We start from the raw sequence: 19344 nt of genomic DNA on the forward strand, positions 1-19344 counted from the left end.
GCTACTGGTTCGCGGATGCCGTCGATGTCCACTGGAGGGGCAGCGATGAAGGCGATGATGTAGCAGATGGTGGCGCTGAGCAAGGTAGGAATCATCAAGACTCCGAACCAACCTACATAAATGCGGTTGTCGGTTGATGTTACCCACTCACAAAAGCGTTCCCAGACATTGGCGCTTTCGCGCTGCTGTAAGGTTGTTGTCATGGTTTTATGATTGCTTTATTTGGTTTTCAATGTTCGTGACGGCTTTGTGTTCCGCCATGTAAATAAACATAAAGCTTTTATTTCAGTTTGTAAAGGCCTTTTAAGCACAATTTTTCTTATAGGTGTCATAAATTATGCTTTTAAAAAGCCATAAGGCTTGCTGTATAAGGAGTTGAAAAGCAGAATGCGGAATTTGTGGACGATCGCCCACGAAAGAAGAATACTCATAATCTACCTGGGCAACGAGATTCCGGGCTTGCGTCAGTGTTAAGATAGATGAAGGGTTGCGATCGCAAACCGCAAAACTCGCACTGCACAGATATATGTTGTTGCGTAAGTCCGATCGATAAAAATCCCAAGGAATGTCCCGCAACGTCACTTACAGCCCTGCTTATACTCTGGTTCCCACTTACGAGTGTTATAACCGCTGCACCTATTGCAATTTTCGGGCAGAACCCCTGCAAAGTCCTTGGCTAACACTCGCAGAAGCCGAAAAACAGCTCAACTTGCTGCAAACTCAAGGTGTAATTGAAATTCTCATCCTCAGCGGCGAGGTACATCCTCACAGTCAACGGCGAAAAGCTTGGTTGCAGCGGATTTACGATTTGTGCGAACTCGCACTTGCTTTGGGATTTTTGCCGCATACTAATGTGGGGCCGCTCAGCTTTGAGGAGATGGCACTGTTAAAAGAGGTAAATGTATCGATGGGGCTGATGCTAGAACAGCTTGCCCCACATTTGTTACAAACGGTTCACCGACACGCACCGAGTAAAGTGCCGGCGCTGCGGCTGCAACAGTTAGAATGGGCTGGGGAATTAAAGATTCCGTTTACAACTGGTTTGCTGCTGGGAATTGGGGAAAGTGAGGCAGATTGGATTGAGACGCTGGAGGCGATCGCCCGGATTCATTCGCGTTACAATCACATTCAAGAAGTTATCCTCCAGCCACACAGTCCGGGAAATCAGCAAAGTTGGGACGGTGAAGTTTTTGATGCTACAAAAATGCCGGAAGTAATTGCGATCGCCCGCAGCATTTTACCATTTGAAATCAGGTTGCAAATTCCGCCGAATTTAGTTGCACAGCCAGACATATTACTTGCTTGTTTAGAAGCAGGTGCTAGAGATTTAGGAGGAATTGGGCCGCGGGATGAAGTTAATCCCGATTATCCTCACCTGCAACACCAAACTTTAACAGGAATTTTAGCAACATCGGGATGGCAACTTGTGCAGCGTTTGCCTGTTTATCCTCAGTACGATAAGTGGCTGCCGCAGACATTGCAAACTGCTGTTCAACAATGGAGAGTTAGTCATTAGAAATTCTTATTTCTTAGTCCGCGCAGGCGGACTTGGTTTGTGTAGAATCCGTTTCAACCGCCGAGTAATAAAAATAAACTATTGAGATTTTAAATCAAAGAACCGCCACCATCAATCCAGACTTCAGTACCTGTGATGAAGCTGGAGGAATGTGATACCAGAAATAACACTAATTGGGCGACTTCTTCGCTAGAACCGGCGGTATTATCAGTCAAAGGAATCATATCTTGAATGGAATCAGGGGCAACTGGAATGCGATCGAGATGGCGCTTAACGGTGCTTTCTTCAATTGCAGTTAGCACCCCGCCCGGACAGATCACATTGACTCTAATTTGGCAGGCTGCGAGTTCTAGCGCCAGCATTTTGGCAAAGGCTACTTGGGCAGCTTTTGAACAAGCGTAGGCCGTGGCACCAACTTTCCTGAAACTTCTGGTGCCATTAATTGAGGATGTAATTACAATTGAACCTCCTTGTTTTTTCAGATGAGGAACAGCATACTTAACAGCCAAAAATGTTCCTCTGAGGTTGGTGTTAATTGTCCGATCCCACTCATCGGGTTCTATCTCCTCTATCGGCGACCATACACCGTTAATACCCGCATTTGCAAACAAAATATCAATTCTTTGATATTCATCAAAAATTGTTTGAAACGCTTTTTGCATTTGCTGAGAATCTCCAACATCTGCGGCAATAGCCAGGCCGCAGCCTCCTTCCTTGACCAACTGGCGGACGGTTTCTTGCCCCGTTTCCAAAATGCGATCGATAATAGCAACTTTTGCGCCTTCCTTGGCCATTAAAATTGCTGCTGCATGACCAATTCCCGACCCACCGCCGGTAATAACGGCAACTTTTTCTGAAAGTTTCATATTTTTTTAAATTAATATTTTTTCGCGCGATCGCATAGCATAAAAATAATACTAGAGGGAGCTGTTTAGCCCTCACTACAAACAAGTTTCTTTTATCAAAATCATGCAAGTTAAAAGTGGTTTAAGGTATTAATTATAGCGGTAAGGTGTGCAGTGCACACCCTACTTTAGGCAGAGGATTACGTCAATTTTAACGTAGTCCTTACGGCTGCGGAACCCAGACAGAAACTGAACCGGCGTTACACCTAAAATCAGCCCAACCATCGTCATTAGTTGTGATGGGTTCTTGGATGTGTTCGGTGATGTCAATATAAGTTCGATTCGGCTGTCCGACTTCCATAAACTTGGTGCCATCGCCTCCGTTACTGAGTACCACAGCCATGCCGCCCGGATGCTCTTCATTACCGAGTCGCGTCCAGCCAATAGTGTTGGCGTGATCGAAGTAATCGTACTGATTGCCGTAGGAATAAGTTTGGCGCGCTAACAAGAATTTATCTACCATAAACTGATGTTGGTCTAACCAAATCTCGTATTCATTGCCATCATTTGCTTTATCCTTATAGTTAGCGCCGTAATAATCCGGGTAAAAAATGCACGGATATCCTTCGCGCCGCAGCAGAATTAAAGCGTAGGCAAGAGGTTTAAACCAAGCCTCGACAACTGATTCTAGGGATTGTAAGGGCTGGGAATCATGGTTGTCTACTAAGGTAACGGCGAGCGCGGGTTGCTGTTGGACGAGGGTGTTATCAAAAATTGTTCGCAAATCGTAGCTATTGCCGGCCTTGCTAGCAGCGTGGAAGTTGTAGTGGAGGGGCGCGTCAAATAAGGAGACTTTACCGCCCGTTGCTTCGATGAAGTAGTGCAAAGCTTCCACTTCGTAAGACCAATATTCGCCGACGGCAAATAGGTCGCGTTGGGCATAGTGGCGGACGTGTTCCAACCATTCTTGGAAAAATTGTGCTGATACGTGCTTGGCGGCATCGAAGCGAAAGCCGTCAACGTTTGTTGTATCGACATACCACTCACCCCAGTATTTTAATTCGCCCGTGACTTCTGGGTGGTCCATATCTAAATCGCAACCCATCAGGTAGTCAAAGTTGCCTTTTTCTAAGTCTACTCCTCGATCGAATTCTTTGCCTTTTAGGAGGTAAACCGCATGGGTTTCTGTGTTGTAAATGTTGTAATCAATGGCGTCAAAATGCCACCAATGCCACTCCATGCTGGAATATTTTTTGTCGCGGCCGGGGAAGGTAAAATGCGTCCAAGCTTTAATGTTTTGATATTCACCTACTGTGGCATTGCGGTCATCGGGATGGAAGGGTGTGGCTTCGGCTTCTTCTTCTGCATCTGCACCTAATTTGTGATTAAAGACTACATCGGCATAAATCCGAATTCCAGCATCTTGGGCAGCTTTTATCGCGGCCAAATACTCATCTTTTGTCCCGTATTTCGTGCGTACCGACCCTTTTTGGTCGAACTCGCCTAAATCGAATAAGTCGTAGACGCCGTAACCTACATCCATGCCACCGCCAGTTCCTTTATAGGCGGGTGGCAACCAAAGGGATGTAACGCCTATTTTGGCTAAATCTTTTGCCGATTCCGCTAGCTGATTCCACAGGTTCCCGTCAGCGGGATTGTACCAGTGGAAATACTGCATCATCACGCCATTGACTTCAGACATATATTTAGTTTTTCTTATTTTGTAATGTTGCCAGATAGATTTTTGTTCGTAGCTTGCTAGTTTACGTAGATCTGCAATCTATCGTTAACAAATATTATAATAGATGGGGTTGCTCCACACAATCTATCTGTTGATGGATTGACAAAAAAATGTAAATTTGATATTAATAATTTTCATGCTATAGCAAATTATTAAAAGGGTGGCCATGCTTGGGCAACTCGCTCAACTCTGGTGTTCCAAGTACCGTCGATCGCCAATTCAAGCAATCTAAATCCGGGCGGAATTTCGTCAAGGATAATCGGATGGCTTTTGGGTAAAAGTTGGATGCAGGTGCTGGGTGTCCCCAAGTAGGTAACTGAGCCCCGCTGTTGTTGAAATTCTGGGTGAATGTGGCCACAAAGAACGATTTTGATTTGAGGATATCGATCGACAATTGCTAAAAATTCATCGGCATTGTGCAGCATCATTCCATCCATGATTTCAGAGTCGATCGGCAGCGGATGATGGTGCAAGGCAATGATAACAGGTCGATCGCCGGTTTGTTGCAGTTGAGAGTCGAGCCAATGCAAGCTTTCTGGGGAAAGCCGCCCGCCGTCGCATCCCGCTTCCACACTCGAAAGTAATAGAAATTGCCAGTTTCCTAGCATCCATGATTTTTCTGGGGAAAGAGGCGACTGATTTAAGATTTCTGACATGACTGGGATGTTGTCGTGGTTCCCAGGTATCCAGTAGGCGGGAATTCCGAGGGGGGCGATGAGGGAGACGAGGCGCTGGTAGGATTCGGGTGTTTCGTCTTGGGACAAGTCGCCTGTGAGTAGGAGTAAGTCGGGCGGCGGCTGTATCTGTTGCAAGCGATCGAGAACTGCTTGGAGGGTGCGGGTTGTTGAGAGGCCTTTCCATTCTCGATCGATCTCTGCAAACAAGTGAGTGTCGGTGATTTGGGCGACGAGTAGGGGAGAAACGGGTGTCATGGCTGGTGTTGCGGGCGATCGATGTAGTTCTAGAATAGCCTCCGATGGGTTTTGGAGGTGTGGGAAAAAAGGGCGATTCCCTACGGGATAGCTGCGCTTCACGAAAATTTTGACAGGTATGTTAAAATTTTCGAGATTTGGTGTACTATAAGAAAACGTCAAATTTCAGACGTAACGGCGGCATAGCCAAGTGGTAAGGCAGAGGTCTGCAAAACCTCCACCCCCAGTTCAAATCTGGGTGCCGCCTTTTTTAATTTCTAAAGTAATAAACTGTTTGTCAGTGATGACAGAGTTTTGTCCCTGCTGTCAGCGGGGTATTTTTGTGCGATCGCAACAATCTCTTTCGCCAGTAATCTGCCAAAATATTGACCTAACTCGGATTCTCCGAATAGATTGAAAGCAAATACTGTGGGGGTATTTTGACGTTCATGGCATGATATCAATTCCTGTTGCAATAGTTGATTTTTGTACAATTTATATTACATTTATTGTTATAAAGGTATGATTGAAATAATAGTGTTTAGCATATTTATCTACAGATTGCAGGTTATAATAAAGTTGTAAAGTCAGATTTCTAGCTTTACTAAATCCTGGGAGATTTGTCCAGATTGAACCCATTATGTCAACAGCCCGCCATGTTATTGCACTCTTAAAGAGTTACCTCGAAGATGAGGAGCAACAATTTTTTTCTGTGGCTCTACAGATGGCTGCACATGAAGCACGACAAGGACACACTAAAGTTGCTCAAGAAATCCAAATTCTTATTGATAAAGCCAAAGAGCGTAAATCTGGGATTGAACACAAAGCTTCACCCACGCCGCTCGTCCACCCCAAGGGAGAATTAGTAAACCTTGTGTCAGTTTGCTATTCAGACACCCGATTTATTGACATGGTTCTTCCTATATCGTTAAAAAAAAGATTAGAACGTATTATTATAGAACAAGCTAAGCGGCATCGTTTAGCTGAGTATAATCTCAAGCCTCGCCGTAAAATACTTTTAGTTGGGCCACCAGGATCGGGGAAGTCGATGACCGCCGCTGCTCTGGCTGGAGAACTGAAACTCCCTCTTTTTACTGTTGCTTACACTGGGTTAATTACAAAATATATGGGTGATACGGCTAATCAACTCAAACTGATATTTGATGCAATGGCGGTAACACGAGGTGTTTATTTTTTTGACGAGTTTGATGTCATTGGTTCGCAACGTGGTGCGGCTAATGATGTTGGAGAGATTCGTCGAGTTTTAAATTCATGCTTGCAGTTTTTGGAGAATGATGATAGCCAAAGTCTAATCATTGCGGCGACTAATCATCCTGATTTATTAGACAAGGCTCTTTTTAGACGTTTTGATGATGTTATTGAATACGAGTTACCAAATCGAGAAGTTGTTCGCAAGTTGCTGGCAGCCCGTTTATCCCTCTTTAATATTGAGTGGCAAAATTGGCAACATATTATCGAGACTGCTGATGGACTAAGCCAAGCAGAGTTAGTTAGAGCAGCAGATGAAGCTGCTAAAGTAGCCGTGATTTCTGATCGGGATTCAATATCTGAAGAAAATATAGTTTCTGCGATTATGGAACGAAAAAGCACTATCTTTAAGTAAGTGCGGTATGAGCTGAATATTTTTTTAAAATTAATCTCTCAATCTAATGCCTGACTACAAAATAAATCTCCCTAATTTTTACCTTGTTGTAAAAGGTAATAGCCAAAATTACTCATCTCCTACGAGAGGAGGGAGTCAAAAATCCGTCCCCCTGCGTAATCGTATAGAACACGCTGAAACTTTGCTAAAAGCTTTTGAGAAAGCTATTGAAGATTATCAGCAACAAAAATCATTGCGCGAGCCAGAACTGGCTATTGGAAAACCGGGTATTTATTTAGAGTTTCAGTTGCCAAAAAGTGAATTGGAAGCGGTAGAAAAATTGGAGGATAAGCGTAAGCAAATAGAGTTGCTTGCCGTCGGCTCATCTGAGGATGCGGATGAAACCGTATCAGCAACTGTATTTGTACCAGAGACAGCATTAGATTTTTTCTCGTCAAAAATCGAAGATTACCGTGATGAAGAAACAAAAAAAGGTAATCCTAAGAATGAGCCTTTAATCGCACGATTGGAAGATATTAGTTTAGGTACAGTGAGTGCGCTATTCACAGACAATTTTGCATTATTTCCCTCGGAATCCCAGGAAGTGTGGTGGGAAGTCTGGTTACGTTATGGTTGTCGTGAATCTTTCCAGCATATAGCACAAATACTTGATATTAGAGTAACAGAACACTCAATTACTTTCCCGGAAAGAGAAGTGGTTTTGGCATTGACATCTGTAACCACCTTATCTCGAATTATTAACAATAATGGTTTAATTGCGGAACTTCGCCTTGCCAAAGATTCACCGTCTATGTTCTTGAACATAGAGCAAGAAGAACAGGATAGTTGGGTGGATGAACTTGCAAATCGCACTATCGTAGCATCGAATACTAATTTAGCTGTTTGTTTATTAGATGGTGGTGTTACACGGGAGCATCCTCTAATTAAACCAGCCCTTGCTTCTGAAGATTTGTTGACTTGCCATCCAAACGGGGGAGTCAAAGACACTCAGGGCGGTCATGGTACTCACATGGCTGGGATAGCCCTGTATGGCTACCTGGACCATGCACTAGCAACATCAAGCAAAGTATATCTTACCCATCGGTTGGAATCCGTAAAAATACTTCCAGACCAAGGAAAAAACGACCCTAAGCTTTATGGAGCAATTACGAAGGAAGCTGTTTCTCGTGCAGAAGTTAGCAACCCCAAGCGCCAGCGTGTTATTTGTATGCCTGTCACCAGTGAAATCCACAATGATACAGGCCAAAATAATACAGGAGTTCCTTCTTCTTGGTCAGCAGCAGTAGATCAAATCTGCTTTGAATTTCAACGATTAATGGTTATTCCGGTTGGCAATATCCGAGGGAACATCATGCTTAGTGAGTATCCTGATCGAAATGATTTGAACCCCGCAGAAAATCCCTCGCAAGCGTGGAATGCACTTGTTGTTGGTGCTTATACCGATAAAGTCAATATAGTTGATCCAAAGTATGCTAAATGGCAAACTATTGCCCCTGCTGGCGACCTTTCACCTCGAAGTAGAACTTCTCTTTTATGGACAGACCTGTGGCCTATCCGACCGGATGTAACGTTTGAGGGGGGCAACCTAGCAACTGATAATGTTGATTCTCCTGGCATGGACATTGATGATTTACAACTGCTGACAACTTATTATCAACCAAATGTAAGGAAATTTAACCTTTTTGGAGATACTAGCGCGGCAACAGCTTTGTGTAGCTATATGGCAGCACGTATTTGGGCTAAACATCCCGAATACTGGTCAGAAACAGTTCGTGCCTTAATAGTTCACTCCGCAGAATGGACTGATGCAATGCGTAGTAATTTACCTAAAAAGCCTTCGCAGAGTCAAAAAGTATCTATATTATTGCGTCGATATGGTTATGGTGTTCCCAATCTGGAGAGGGCACTTTTTAGTAGCAAAAATGACTTAACAATGATTTGTGAAGATCAGTTGCAGCCTTTTCACAAAGAGGATAGCAAGGTAAAAACAAAAGAAATGAACCTTCACATACTCCCCTGGCCAACACAAGAGCTAGAAAAGTTGCGTGAAGCAAAAGTAGAAATGCGGGTAACACTTTCATATTTTATCGAACCCAACCCAGGAGAACGAGGATGGCAAAATAAACATTCTTACGCCTCTTATGGTTTGAGGCTTGCTGTTAAGCGTTCTACAGAGACTTTGGCTGCTTTTAGACAACGGATTAATAAGGAAGCGAGAGAAACTGAAGAAAACGTAACATCTACTGTAACTCCTGACATTGGGTGGTTTCTAGGCCCAAAAACATGGACTCGTGGCTCAATTCATTCTGATATTTGGGAGGGTACGGCCGCTGAATTGGCTCAGAAAGATTCTATTGGTATATATCCTGTTGGTGGTTGGTGGAGATATAATTCAAGATGGGAAGGATGGAATCAAACCGCTAGATATGCTCTAATTGTTTCGCTCCGAGTTGTAAATGATGTTGAAGTTGATATTTACACTCCTATTTCCAACAAAATCAAGCAAACTGTGCCTATTAATATGTAAGCTTCCAATGATCGGCATAACCAAGATGTTTGTTTGAGAAAAAGCAATGTTTAAGGTCGATCGCTCGGCACTCCCACGTAACGAATATGACAACTTAATTGCTAATCACTAATCGCCCTCAAGCAATTAGCAATTAGCAATCTTACCCAAATCCTCACATTTTGCTGATAATTCTTTGCAGGATTTCCACGCCTGATACGGCTTGCCAGCCAAACAGCCCCAAAAGCACAATATTCAGAAAGATGTGAGTGTTTCTCGCCCAATCACTGCCTTTTTGCATCAAAGGCGTCAGCGAGGCTGCGATCGCAATTATGGCCATCATTCCCAACCCTGCTAGCAAGTGCGGCCCCACAAATAGTTTGCCGTTGTTGATGTAGGTGACGGCCATCCCGACGATCGCAACTGTAACCATCAAGGCTAACAGCAAAGAACCCATCTGGTGGTGCTTGACGTTGAATTTGCCCTTAATTAACTCTTTTTTGAGTTCGCCTTCCGCACTTCTGGTACGTCGGATTTGAATGCCGAGATACAAGGCATAAAATGAGATAGCCAGCAGTACCCACATTAAAATTGGGTGGATGAATTGGCTCCAAACTTTCACTGACTGAGGAATTTCGAGATTCATAGTGTTCTGAGGATTAGCAAACATACTTCATAAAACTTAGCATACCAGTCAGGCCGTCTCGTGCGACGGTAAAAATATACGGTATGAGAGACTATTATGCCTGCCACTAAACAAGACGCTGTATTGATTCAAGCCGCCAAGACTGGCAACATTATTCACGTCCAAGCTTTACTCGCTAAGAATGTTAACGCTAACGCCAAAGACTCTGAGGGGACGACGGCTTTGATGTTTGCTGCCCAAAAGGGCTATACAGAAATCGTGCGTACTCTACTAAACAATGACGCTAATGTCAACCAGGTGAGCAGGCGTTTTGGGCTAACGGCTTTGATGCTGGCGGCGGCTCACAAACAAGCTGACTCTGTGCGGCTGTTGTTGGCTGCAGGTGCTGATGTTAATGCTAAAAATGATGATGGAAGTACGGCTTTAATGGCAGCTTCTTTGAAGGGCGATATCAATGTTGTGCGGATGTTACTTGAGGCTAATGCTGATGTAAATGTGCGAGATAAAGATGGAGATTCTGCTCTGAAAATAGCTGCTTTATCGGGTCATCAAGCTGTTGTAAAAGCTTTGGTAGATGTGGGTGCTGTTGCTGACAATTCTATGCTGTTTTTAGCTGTCCGTCAAGGAAGCGCTGAAATTGTGCGAATTTTGCTCAAGTGTGGGGCGGATGCTAATGTTAAAAATCTAGAGAGCAAAACTGCTTTGATGCTGGCTGCGACGGCGGGAAATTTGGCTGGTGTCGAGGCGCTGTTGGCTGCTGGTGCTGATGTCGAAATTTCCGACAAAAACGGAGAAACTGCTTTAACTTTGGCTGCGGATGCCGGCAATACTGATGTGGTGCAAACTTTGCTTGGTGCGGGTGCTAATGCGAATGTGAAAAATGGAGATGGGGGCACGGCTTTGATGGCCGCTGCTGCTGGGGGAAATGCGACGATCGCCCATATCTTACTCGATGCTGGCGCCGATATCAACGCTAAGGATAAAGATGATGAAACTGCTTTGAATTTTGCGGTGATTGAAGGCTGCGAAGATGTGGTGGAATTGCTCTTAAACCGAGGTGCTAGCGTCGGTTCGAGAAATCGGTTGGGCGATACGCCTTTACTGGTGGCGGCTGTTCACGGCCATAGTGCGATCGTATCGGCTTTGTTGCAAAAAGTAAACTCAAATCGGGCTGATTTTCTGAATGCTAAAAACTTTGGGGAGACGGCTTTGACGCTGGCTGCGTTTCACGGACATACCGAGACTGTGAAAGCTTTGCTTGACGGGGGTGCCGATCCCAATGTCCCGGCGGATTTGGGGAAAACGGCTTTAATGAAGGCGTGCGATCGCGGTTATATTGCGATCGTCCAATTATTAGTCGAAAAAGGTGCCGATGTCAACTTGCTAGATGATTCGGGCGCAACTGCTTTAATGTGGGCCGCACATCGGGGTTATGCTGATGCAGTAACAATTTTAATTGATGCGGGTGCAGAACTAAACCACAAAAATCCGGGAAATTATACAGCTTTAATGCTGGCTGAGTATAAGGGTTATTCCACTGTTGTGAAATTGCTCAAAAGTGCTGGAGCACTGGAGTAAGAATTAAATAGTTTTGAGTAAGGTAATTCTGTCATTCTGAGGGTAGGCTTTGGGAAGTGAAGAATCTCAGATATCGGGACTTACGCATGGTAACGGTGTGGCAAGAATGTGAGATGCTTCGCTTCACTCAGAATGACAAAATTAGGTAATTAGTGCGTCCAAGACTATGAATTAACCTCAGTTTGCTTTGCGTACCCAGCCGTTAATAGTAAAGCGGCTATCAGCAAAAGCTTTTGAGGGACAGCTAACTCGCAAAACTTCGTGCATATAGCGACTTAGAAAAAATACGATGCTGTTATTGCGAGGCTCAACGGTTCTAAATGTCTTGTCCGCCACATAAAAATTGTTCTCAATTTTGCTGTCATAAATCTGCAACTCGCCACCTGAAAAACCCTTGGGTTCTCGATAGAAATAGTAAACGTAAGTAAAAAATCGGCTGGCGGTATCTGGCGAGCCACTGTCGTTGTGAAGTTTATAAAAGTTGTTGTCATTGTGCATGGTTAGCTGAGCTTCTATCTCACCCAGGGGAAATGACGGAATATTTAAACTTTTCAGCACGTCGGGGAGAATTGCTTTGATGCGATTAATCATCAGTTCCGAAAATTCGGGGAACGAGTGGAGTACCATCGAACGGCGGTAATCTTCGGCATTAGTTGAGGTGCTGGTACTCACAAATTCTGATTCTTTTGCTAAGACATATTTGATGAGTTTGTTCTTTTCTGCAGGTGTCAAAAAGTTGTCTATTTGGGCGTAGCGAGATATTAAGTCGTCATTTACAGGCGGCGCAGGGGCGGGAATTTCTGCGGCGGGAATTTCTACGGGAGTTGCAAGCTGCTGCGGTTGCAGTTCCTGCAAGTAAATTGGGGGTTCGGTGACTAATCCCACTAGGTTTTCGCCGGGAAAAGAAAGGGCGGAACGACCTCCGTCTATAGGGATTTGAAATAAGGTGGAAAAACCGGGTGTTTGTTGAGTGCGATCGACTAATGTTTTGATCAGGCTGTGCAATAATGGTGTATCAGATTTGAGCGTGACGGTGCACTGATGTCCCCCGGTGAGCAAGATTTTGACTTTTATGTCTTGGGGTTTAATTTGCTGTTGAGTGTAAGTCATAATTTTTGAAGGACGCAACTGGGAATTTGGTACGACATAACAGTGTTGAGTGGTGTCATAGGCTTCCCGATCCCCCCTAACCCCCCTTAAAAAGGGGGGGACAAGAGTGTAAAAGTTCCCGTTGTTAAGGGGGAGACAAGAGTGTCAAAGTCTCCCGTCTTAAGACGGGACGGGATTCTTCTCAAAGTCCCCCTTCTTAAGGGGGATTTAGGGGGATCTAAACTCGGGGAGAAACGAGATTTATGAAAGCTTTTCGACTTAAGTTGACACCCGCGAACACTATTGTATCCCTACAATAAAATACACAATTGAGAATTGCTTTAGGTATTATTCCTAATGCAAGAAGTGGCGGATATCAGTGAAAACCATTGTGATTCCGAGTTGGTTGGCGGCTTCAATCGAATCTCGATCGCGCATACTTCCTCCTGGTTGGACGATCGCAATTATTCCAGCCTCAGCCGCAGTTTTGACTGAATCGTCGAAGGGGAAGAAACCGTCACTGGCCAAAATCGCTCCTTTGCTCTTCTCTCCTGCTTGTTCTAATGCTAGTTTAACTGAGCCGACGCGATTCATTTGTCCGGCGCCGACACCGATTGTAGTGCGATCGCGCGTCACAACGATCGCATTTGATTTGACGTGTTTCGCTACTTTCCAAGCAAACAGCAATTCTTCCAACTCTGCCGCCGTCGGCTGTTTCTCAGTAACCACCCGCCATTTGCTAGTTTCTTCTACTATATTGTCTGAGTCTTGCACCAGCAAACCGCCTGCAATAACTTTAACAGTTTGTGGCGGCCCTTGAGTCAAATCTGGCAAAATTAATACTCGAACTTTCGCCTTTTTCTTGATTATTTGTTCGGCTTCTGGTTCGCACCCCGGCGCGACGATACATTCTAAAAATGTTTGAGTTAACGCCGTTGCGGTAGCAGCATCAATGGGCCGGTTGAGGGCGACAATGCCACCGAAAGCTGAGACTGAATCGGTGTCGAAGGCTTTTTGATACGCTTCAGAAATAGTTGTTCCCAAGGCTGTGCCGCAAGGATTTGTATGCTTCAGAATAGCGGCGGCGGGTGTGTCCGGGAATTCTACGATTAGCCGCCTTGCTGCTTCTAAATCTACTAAATTATTGTAGCTTAATTCTTTGCCTTGCAGGATGGTGCTAGTCGTCCAGCCTGTCGGTGTACTTCCGCTTTGATACCAGGTGGCGGCTTGATGGGGATTTTCGCCGTAGCGGAGAGTTTGCAACTCTTTTCCTGATAAATTAAACTCGTCTGGTAGCGCTGATTTTTCAGCGGATTGGCTGCTGCTGAGATAAGTTGCGATCGCGCGATCGTAGTTTGCTGTATGTTTGAAGGTTTCTAGCGCGCATCTTTGCCGAAACTCTAAGGAAGCTTCGCCGCCATTTTCCCGCAGTTCTTTTAAATAAGTATTGTACTGTTCTGGAGCGCACAAAACTGTCAAATGAGCGTGGTTTTTGGCGGAAGCTCTCAACATTGCTGGCCCGCCGATATCTATCTGCTCAATTGCGTCTGCTAGAGTAACTCCTAGCTTAGAAATTGTCTCTTCAAATGGATACAAATTTACTACAACTAGATCGATCGCCCGAATTTGATTTGCTGTTAAGTCTGCGAGGTCTTCCGGTACATCGCGGCGTGCTAAAATACCTCCGTGGATTCGTGGGTGAAGTGTTTTGACTCGCCCTCCCAAAATTTCGGGAGAACCAGTATATTCCGCAACTTTGGTCACTGGGATGCCTGCTTCTTTGAGGGCTGTTGCTGTCCCGCCACTACTAATTATGTCAAATTCAAATTCTTCTACTAGACTGCGCGCTAAGTCGATTAGTCCGCTTTTATTGGATGTGCTCAGAAGTGCTAGACGTGCCATTGGTTTGAAGTTGCGATCGCAAAAATAGATAGGTTATATTCTATATCACATCTGCCTGCAGGGAGATGATTTGATAATGGCTAATTATGATTATTTTTAATAAATTAAAGATGAGTTCGCTTATTTTTGACCATATTTTTTGTCAAACTTATATAATATTTTATACTTACCAGTGGCTTCTAAATATCTAGAACTTGCGCGTGGAACTGGTTATTTTGTGAGTGCGAGGGGGATTGAAGCCATATCCAGCTTGCACAGTTCGTGTCGCTACGTAAGTGTCAATGTTGTTGAAATTACTTAATAAAACTTAATAGATAATTATAGTGCGATCGCTCTTGAATTTTAACGATGTTTTAGGATGAATTCTAAAAGTAATGTGCTAGCATCGGGTGTAAATTGCTCCCTCCCTAAATTTCCCGGAAAATAGGGCGAGCGCAATACGTTAATGTCAAAAATAATTGGGTAGGGTAGAAATATGTTTTTTCAAGAAGCCGATCCAGAAAATAAAGTCAGTAATATTAGCAGGAACAACAAAAAAACTGCTCCAAATCTGACCAAGAGAACAGGCTACCAACAGATGACAAAAAAAAGAGCCGAGACTTCGACCGAGGCAAATATTTCCGAAGCTTATAGTCTTAGCCTGTGCGAATTGCAGCAGATGGAGCGAGCAATGGAACAGCTAAAGCAGGATTTGAAAGCTAGCGAATCTCGGTTTCGGAATGTGATCGAAAAAAATGCCGACGGCATCGCAATCGTCAACAAGCTAGGACTTATTTGTTTTGCCAACCCGTCAGCAGAAGCGCTGTTTAACTGCACTGCTGAGGAACTTCTAGGGCAAGCATTTTTTGGCAATTTAGTAGTAGAAGTTTCAGCTTGCGACCTTGAGATGGCCACGGATATTATTCCCCAAGTTGGAAAAACAGAAGCACCAGGAACTCGCGTCGTGCAAACAGAAGTTGAAGCTATTCGCAAGCAAAAAGCAAATGCTGTAGTAGAAATGCGGGTGGTGGAAACGGAATGGGATGGAGAAATGGCTTATTTAGCTACGCTGCGGGACATTACCGATCGCAAGCGCGCAGAAGAAATGCTTTGGTTGTACGATCGAGCTATAGCAGCTACGAGCACCGGAGTTACGATTTCTGACGCCACTGACCCCGAAAATCCAATTATTTATTGCAATCCCGCATTTGAAAGTATGACAGGTTATCGGCGGCAGGAAATTATCGGGAAAAACGGCCGATTTTTGCACGGAAGTGATACTGATCCGGCGGCAGTAGAAATAATTCGCCAAGCCTTGCAAACAGAAAGCGAGTGCAAGGTAATATTAAAGAATTACCGCAAAGATGGAACCGCGTTCTGGAATTGTTTCTCAATATCTCCTGTGCGCGATCGACTGGGCAAATTAACTCATTTTATTGGTGTACAGAGAGACATCACTGAGCGCAAACAAGCCGAAGAAGCCTTGCATAATTCTGAAGCACAAAGCAGAGAACAAGCCGCTCAACTAGCAGCCACACTTAACGAACTCAAAGCCACTAATTCCCAATTAGTTCAAAGCGAAAAAATGTCTAGTTTGGGATTGCTACTTGCCGGCGTCGCTCACGAAATTAACAACCCAGTCAGCTTCATTTACGGCAATCTCACTCATCTCACAAATTATACTCAAGACTTGTTTCACCACCTTGAACTTTACCAAAAGCATTATCCCGATCCAGTCGCGGAAATTCAACAGGAAAGAGAAGAGAATGAACTGGATTTTTTAGGTGAAGATTTACCTAGAATACTATCTTCAATGAGCGTTGGTGTCGAGAGGATTTGCCAGATTGTGCAGTCGCTGCGAAACTTTGCGCGGCACGACGATTCGCAGATGAAACCCATTAACCTCCACGAAGGTATTGACAGCACGCTGTTAATTCTCAATCATCGTTTGAAAGGGAACGGAGAAAAGCCGCCAATTCAAATTGTAAAACAATACGGAGAATTACCGCTTGTTGAGTGTTTTGCTGGGCCAATCAATCAAGTTTTTATGAATATTCTCAGCAATGCGATCGATGCTTTAGAAGATGCGAACAATAGGAAAAATTGTCAAGAAATGCTAGAAAATCCTAGCCAGATTAGGATTAGTACGGAAGTGGTCGGCAATTTTGTAGAAATTAAAATTGCCGACAACGGCCCGGGAATCACTGAGCAAGTCAAACAGCAGATCTTCGATACATTTTTTACTACCAAGCCCATTGGTAAAGGCACGGGAATGGGATTGTCAATTAGCTATCAAATTATTGTAGAAAGACACAAAGGGGAATTATATTGTACTTCGGAATTGGGCAAGGGCACGGAATTTACTATCAAAATTCCGATCGCACCTTAGCGCAGAAGGGGCAATCCGCCCTTTACCAACTTGATATACAGGCAAACAAGCGATCGGGACGTTCGCACTCCTAAAAAACGATTTTTCTCGTTTTTTCTCGTTCCCAGCCCGAGTCGGGGAACGCATATTTAGATGCTCCGCCTCCCCATTGTAGAGACAATTTCAGGGTGCTTTTCTGTTCACATTACCCACATAAATAGGGAATTAAAAAACCTCTACACCATCCAACTTCTTAAAAGTTTCAACCTTAGCCCTCGCCGCTTCCCCGCAAGTCTTCGGCGTCGGAAACATCTTCCCAGGATTCGCCAAACCTTTCGGATTAAACACCTGACGTACCCACTGCATCGTCTCCAAATCTACCTCCGAAAACATATCCGGCATAAAACACTTCTTATCAGCGCCGATGCCGTGTTCGCCCGAAAGACTTCCCCCAACTTTCACGCAAAGCCTGAGAATTTCCCCGCCCAATTCTTCCACCTTTTCCAGCGCACCTTTTACCGAGTTATCGTACAAAATTAGCGGGTGTAAATTCCCATCTCCGGCATGAAATACATTGGCAATTCGATAACCGTATTTCTCGCTCAAACCCTCAATTTCTTTCAAAACATAAGCCATTTGCGTTCGCGGAATTACGCCATCTTGCACGTAATAATCCGGGCTGAGATGGCCCGCCGCCGCAAAAGCAGCTTTCCGCCCTTTCCAAATTTTTAGGCGCGTTTCCGGGTCGCTTGCCGTGGTGATATTTCGTGCTCCGTTATGCTTGCAAATATCGGCAATCCGCTGTTTGTTTGTGGCAACTTCCACTTCTAAACCGTCGATTTCTACAAGTAGAATTGCCGCCGCATCGCGGGGATAACATCCAGTTGCCACCACATCTTCCACAGCATTGATGCTGATGTTGTCCATGATTTCCATGCCGCCGGGAATAATGCCAGCGCTGATAATATCGGAAACCGATTCGCCGGCTGCTTCTATACTGGAAAAATCCGCTAGGAGAACGCAAATCGATTCCGGCGCTTTGAGAATTCGCAGAGTAACTTCTGTGGCAATTCCTAAAGTGCCTTCGGAACCGACAAATACACCAGTTAAATCGTAACCGGGCATTTCGGAAATTTCGCCACCGACATCGACAATTGAACCGTCCGCAACTACCAATTTTAATCCTAAAACGTGATTAGTTGTGACTCCGTATTTGAGGCAGTGAACGCCGCCAGAATTTTCGGCAACGTTGCCACCAATTGAACAAACAATTTGGCTGGAAGGATCGGGCGCGTAGTAGAAACCTGCGCCGCTAACTGCTTGCGTTACCCAGTTATTAATTACTCCCGGTTGCACGACTACTTGCTGATTTTCTAAGTCTACTTTCAGGATTTTTCGCATCAAGGCAGTGACAATCAGCACGCAGTTTTCTACAGGCAAAGCGCCGCCGGAAAGGCCTGTTCCTGCGCCTCTAGCCACCCAGGGAATTGAGTTGCGATCGCATATTTTGACCACTTGCGCCACTTCCTCCGTAGTTCGAGGCAATACCGCCACGGCGGGGCGCTGGCGGTAGCTGGCGAGTCCGTCGCACTCATAGACAATCAATTCTTCGCGGCGCTGTACGACGCCATTTTTGCCAACTACAGCCTCGAATTCTTTAATAACGGGTTTCCAGTTGCGTTCTGTTTCTAGGGCTATCATTAGTGAATTTAATTAGGGAACTATCAATAATATTGTGACAAACTTTACTATTTTTGTGCAATTAATTATTTTTCTAAGGGTTGCAATATTGACAAAGGGAAGGATCGGCAGTCTCTCGACCGTCGGGAAATAGTTTTTCTTTAGTATAACCGCACTTTTTGCATTTATAGATTGCCGATCGCGCTAGCTGAGTCGGAAAATAGCACAGTCCGCAGGGCAATCCGATTTTCATCTCAGCAATATCGAATCCCGGCCAACCGCACTCCGGGCAGAATTGCTTGAATTTTTTAACTAAATCGAGAGTTGCATTTTCGATGTTTTTCATCCGAGTTGGATTGTACATCGCCCGCATATCTGTTTCGATGTGAACTCGGCCGGTTGACGATTTTTTTAAGCCTGCTGTCACAGCGTCAAAAAGTTGTTTTTCTGTCCTAATGCCCTTGACAATTTCGCCGTTACCGAGTGCAGTGTCGCCAACTATAACCACCAGTGCGTGTTCTGGAAATCCAGCTTTTTTAGCAAAATCATCTGCTTCTTCTATACTGGAAACTAACTCGTGACTGTAGTTAGTTTCAACGGAGAAAGAGTCGCCGATGAGTTCTAGATTGTTGGCTCGATCTAATAAAATTACGATTTCTCTGTTAGCTGGCAGATACGGCATCATTGGGTGAGGGCCGAAAGTACCTTCGCTGGCAAAGGCAAGAGTTTCGCCGGCAATTTCTAGGGCTTTTTGTGCTTTATGGCGAGCCGCTTCTATTTGTGTTCCTAAGCGTTTAACTTCTCTGGTGAAGGTGCCGAAACTGTCTGTGTCAAGCGCCGCCGGTACTAGGATATTTACACCCAATTCTCGTTCCAAAACGGGAGCCATCACCCGTTCTTTTTGGTGCATGGTAGCAAGAACTGCGGTGCGATCGTTCAATAATTGATGTTGGCTCATC

General features: G+C 44.6%; 13 protein-coding genes, 1 tRNA gene and 1 pseudogene. 6 read left to right on the forward strand and 9 right to left on the reverse strand.

The window, feature by feature from the left end; all coding sequences use genetic code 11:
• A pseudogene (locus QUB25_RS18605) lies at positions 1–203 on the reverse strand (photosystem II q(b) protein); the annotation flags it as partial.
• Positions 204–565: 362 nt separating this feature from the next.
• On the opposite strand from QUB25_RS18605, the gene cofG reads away from it, so the two are divergent.
• The gene (cofG, locus tag QUB25_RS18610; RefSeq protein ID WP_333184996.1) at positions 566–1516 is read left to right on the forward strand and encodes a 7,8-didemethyl-8-hydroxy-5-deazariboflavin synthase subunit CofG; all 951 of its coding nucleotides are present in this window, start codon (positions 566–568) and stop codon (positions 1514–1516) included.
• 89 nt (positions 1517–1605) lie between these two features.
• Here cofG and QUB25_RS18615 read toward each other — a convergent pair whose 3' ends face one another.
• From QUB25_RS18615 to cpdA, 3 genes are all read right to left on the reverse strand, one after another.
• Positions 1606–2382 (reverse strand): SDR family NAD(P)-dependent oxidoreductase, encoded by a 777-nt coding sequence (locus tag QUB25_RS18615; RefSeq protein ID WP_333184998.1) that lies wholly within the window; start codon positions 2380–2382, stop codon positions 1606–1608.
• Positions 2383–2584: 202 nt separating this feature from the next.
• On the reverse strand, positions 2585–4063 hold the full coding sequence (locus QUB25_RS18620) for an alpha-amylase (protein ID WP_333185000.1): 1479 nt from the start codon (positions 4061–4063) through the stop codon (positions 2585–2587).
• A 191-nt stretch (positions 4064–4254) separates the two neighbouring features.
• Positions 4255–5196 (reverse strand): 3',5'-cyclic-AMP phosphodiesterase, encoded by a 942-nt coding sequence (gene cpdA, locus QUB25_RS18625; RefSeq protein WP_333185003.1) that lies wholly within the window; start codon positions 5194–5196, stop codon positions 4255–4257.
• Between the two features lie 14 nt (positions 5197–5210).
• On the opposite strand from cpdA, the gene QUB25_RS18630 reads away from it, so the two are divergent.
• From QUB25_RS18630 to QUB25_RS18640, 3 genes are all read left to right on the forward strand, one after another.
• Positions 5211–5281, forward strand: a tRNA-Cys gene (locus QUB25_RS18630).
• Positions 5282–5653: 372 nt separating this feature from the next.
• Positions 5654–6637 (forward strand): AAA family ATPase, encoded by a 984-nt coding sequence (locus QUB25_RS18635; RefSeq protein WP_333185005.1) that lies wholly within the window; start codon positions 5654–5656, stop codon positions 6635–6637.
• Positions 6638–6683: 46 nt separating this feature from the next.
• Positions 6684–9164 (forward strand): S8 family peptidase, encoded by a 2481-nt coding sequence (locus tag QUB25_RS18640; RefSeq protein WP_333185007.1) that lies wholly within the window; start codon positions 6684–6686, stop codon positions 9162–9164.
• Between the two features lie 154 nt (positions 9165–9318).
• Here QUB25_RS18640 and QUB25_RS18645 read toward each other — a convergent pair whose 3' ends face one another.
• Positions 9319–9789, reverse strand: coding sequence for a DUF4079 domain-containing protein (locus QUB25_RS18645; protein WP_333063238.1), 471 nt, complete (start codon positions 9787–9789; stop codon positions 9319–9321).
• Positions 9790–9885: 96 nt separating this feature from the next.
• Here QUB25_RS18645 and QUB25_RS18650 point away from each other — a divergent pair, with 96 nt between their 5' ends.
• Complete coding sequence (locus QUB25_RS18650; protein WP_333185010.1) at positions 9886–11367, forward strand: ankyrin repeat domain-containing protein; 1482 nt, start codon at positions 9886–9888, stop codon at positions 11365–11367.
• Positions 11368–11544: 177 nt separating this feature from the next.
• Here QUB25_RS18650 and QUB25_RS18655 read toward each other — a convergent pair whose 3' ends face one another.
• Both QUB25_RS18655 and purH read right to left on the reverse strand, forming a co-directional pair.
• On the reverse strand, positions 11545–12477 hold the full coding sequence (locus QUB25_RS18655; RefSeq protein WP_333185012.1) for a 2OG-Fe(II) oxygenase: 933 nt from the start codon (positions 12475–12477) through the stop codon (positions 11545–11547).
• Between the two features lie 333 nt (positions 12478–12810).
• A complete protein-coding gene (gene purH, locus QUB25_RS18660) occupies positions 12811–14358 on the reverse strand; it encodes a bifunctional phosphoribosylaminoimidazolecarboxamide formyltransferase/IMP cyclohydrolase (RefSeq protein WP_333185014.1) in 1548 nt (515 codons plus the stop codon).
• 475 nt (positions 14359–14833) lie between these two features.
• Here purH and QUB25_RS18665 point away from each other — a divergent pair, with 475 nt between their 5' ends.
• Positions 14834–16726: a PAS domain S-box protein gene (locus tag QUB25_RS18665; protein WP_333185017.1), complete on the forward strand. Its 1893-nt coding sequence runs from the start codon at positions 14834–14836 to the stop codon at positions 16724–16726.
• 204 nt (positions 16727–16930) lie between these two features.
• On the opposite strand, the gene glcD is transcribed toward QUB25_RS18665, so the two are convergent.
• On the reverse strand, positions 16931–18406 hold the full coding sequence (gene glcD, locus QUB25_RS18670) for a glycolate oxidase subunit GlcD (RefSeq protein WP_333185019.1): 1476 nt from the start codon (positions 18404–18406) through the stop codon (positions 16931–16933).
• Positions 18407–18479: 73 nt separating this feature from the next.
• Positions 18480–19343, reverse strand: coding sequence for a DUF6671 family protein (locus QUB25_RS18675; protein ID WP_333185021.1), 864 nt, complete (start codon positions 19341–19343; stop codon positions 18480–18482).
• Position 19344: the final 1 nt, after the last annotated feature.

Origin of the sequence: Microcoleus sp. B3-D7 (assembly GCF_036705305.1) — a bacterium.
Lineage (GTDB): Bacteria > Cyanobacteriota > Cyanobacteriia > Cyanobacteriales > Microcoleaceae > Microcoleus.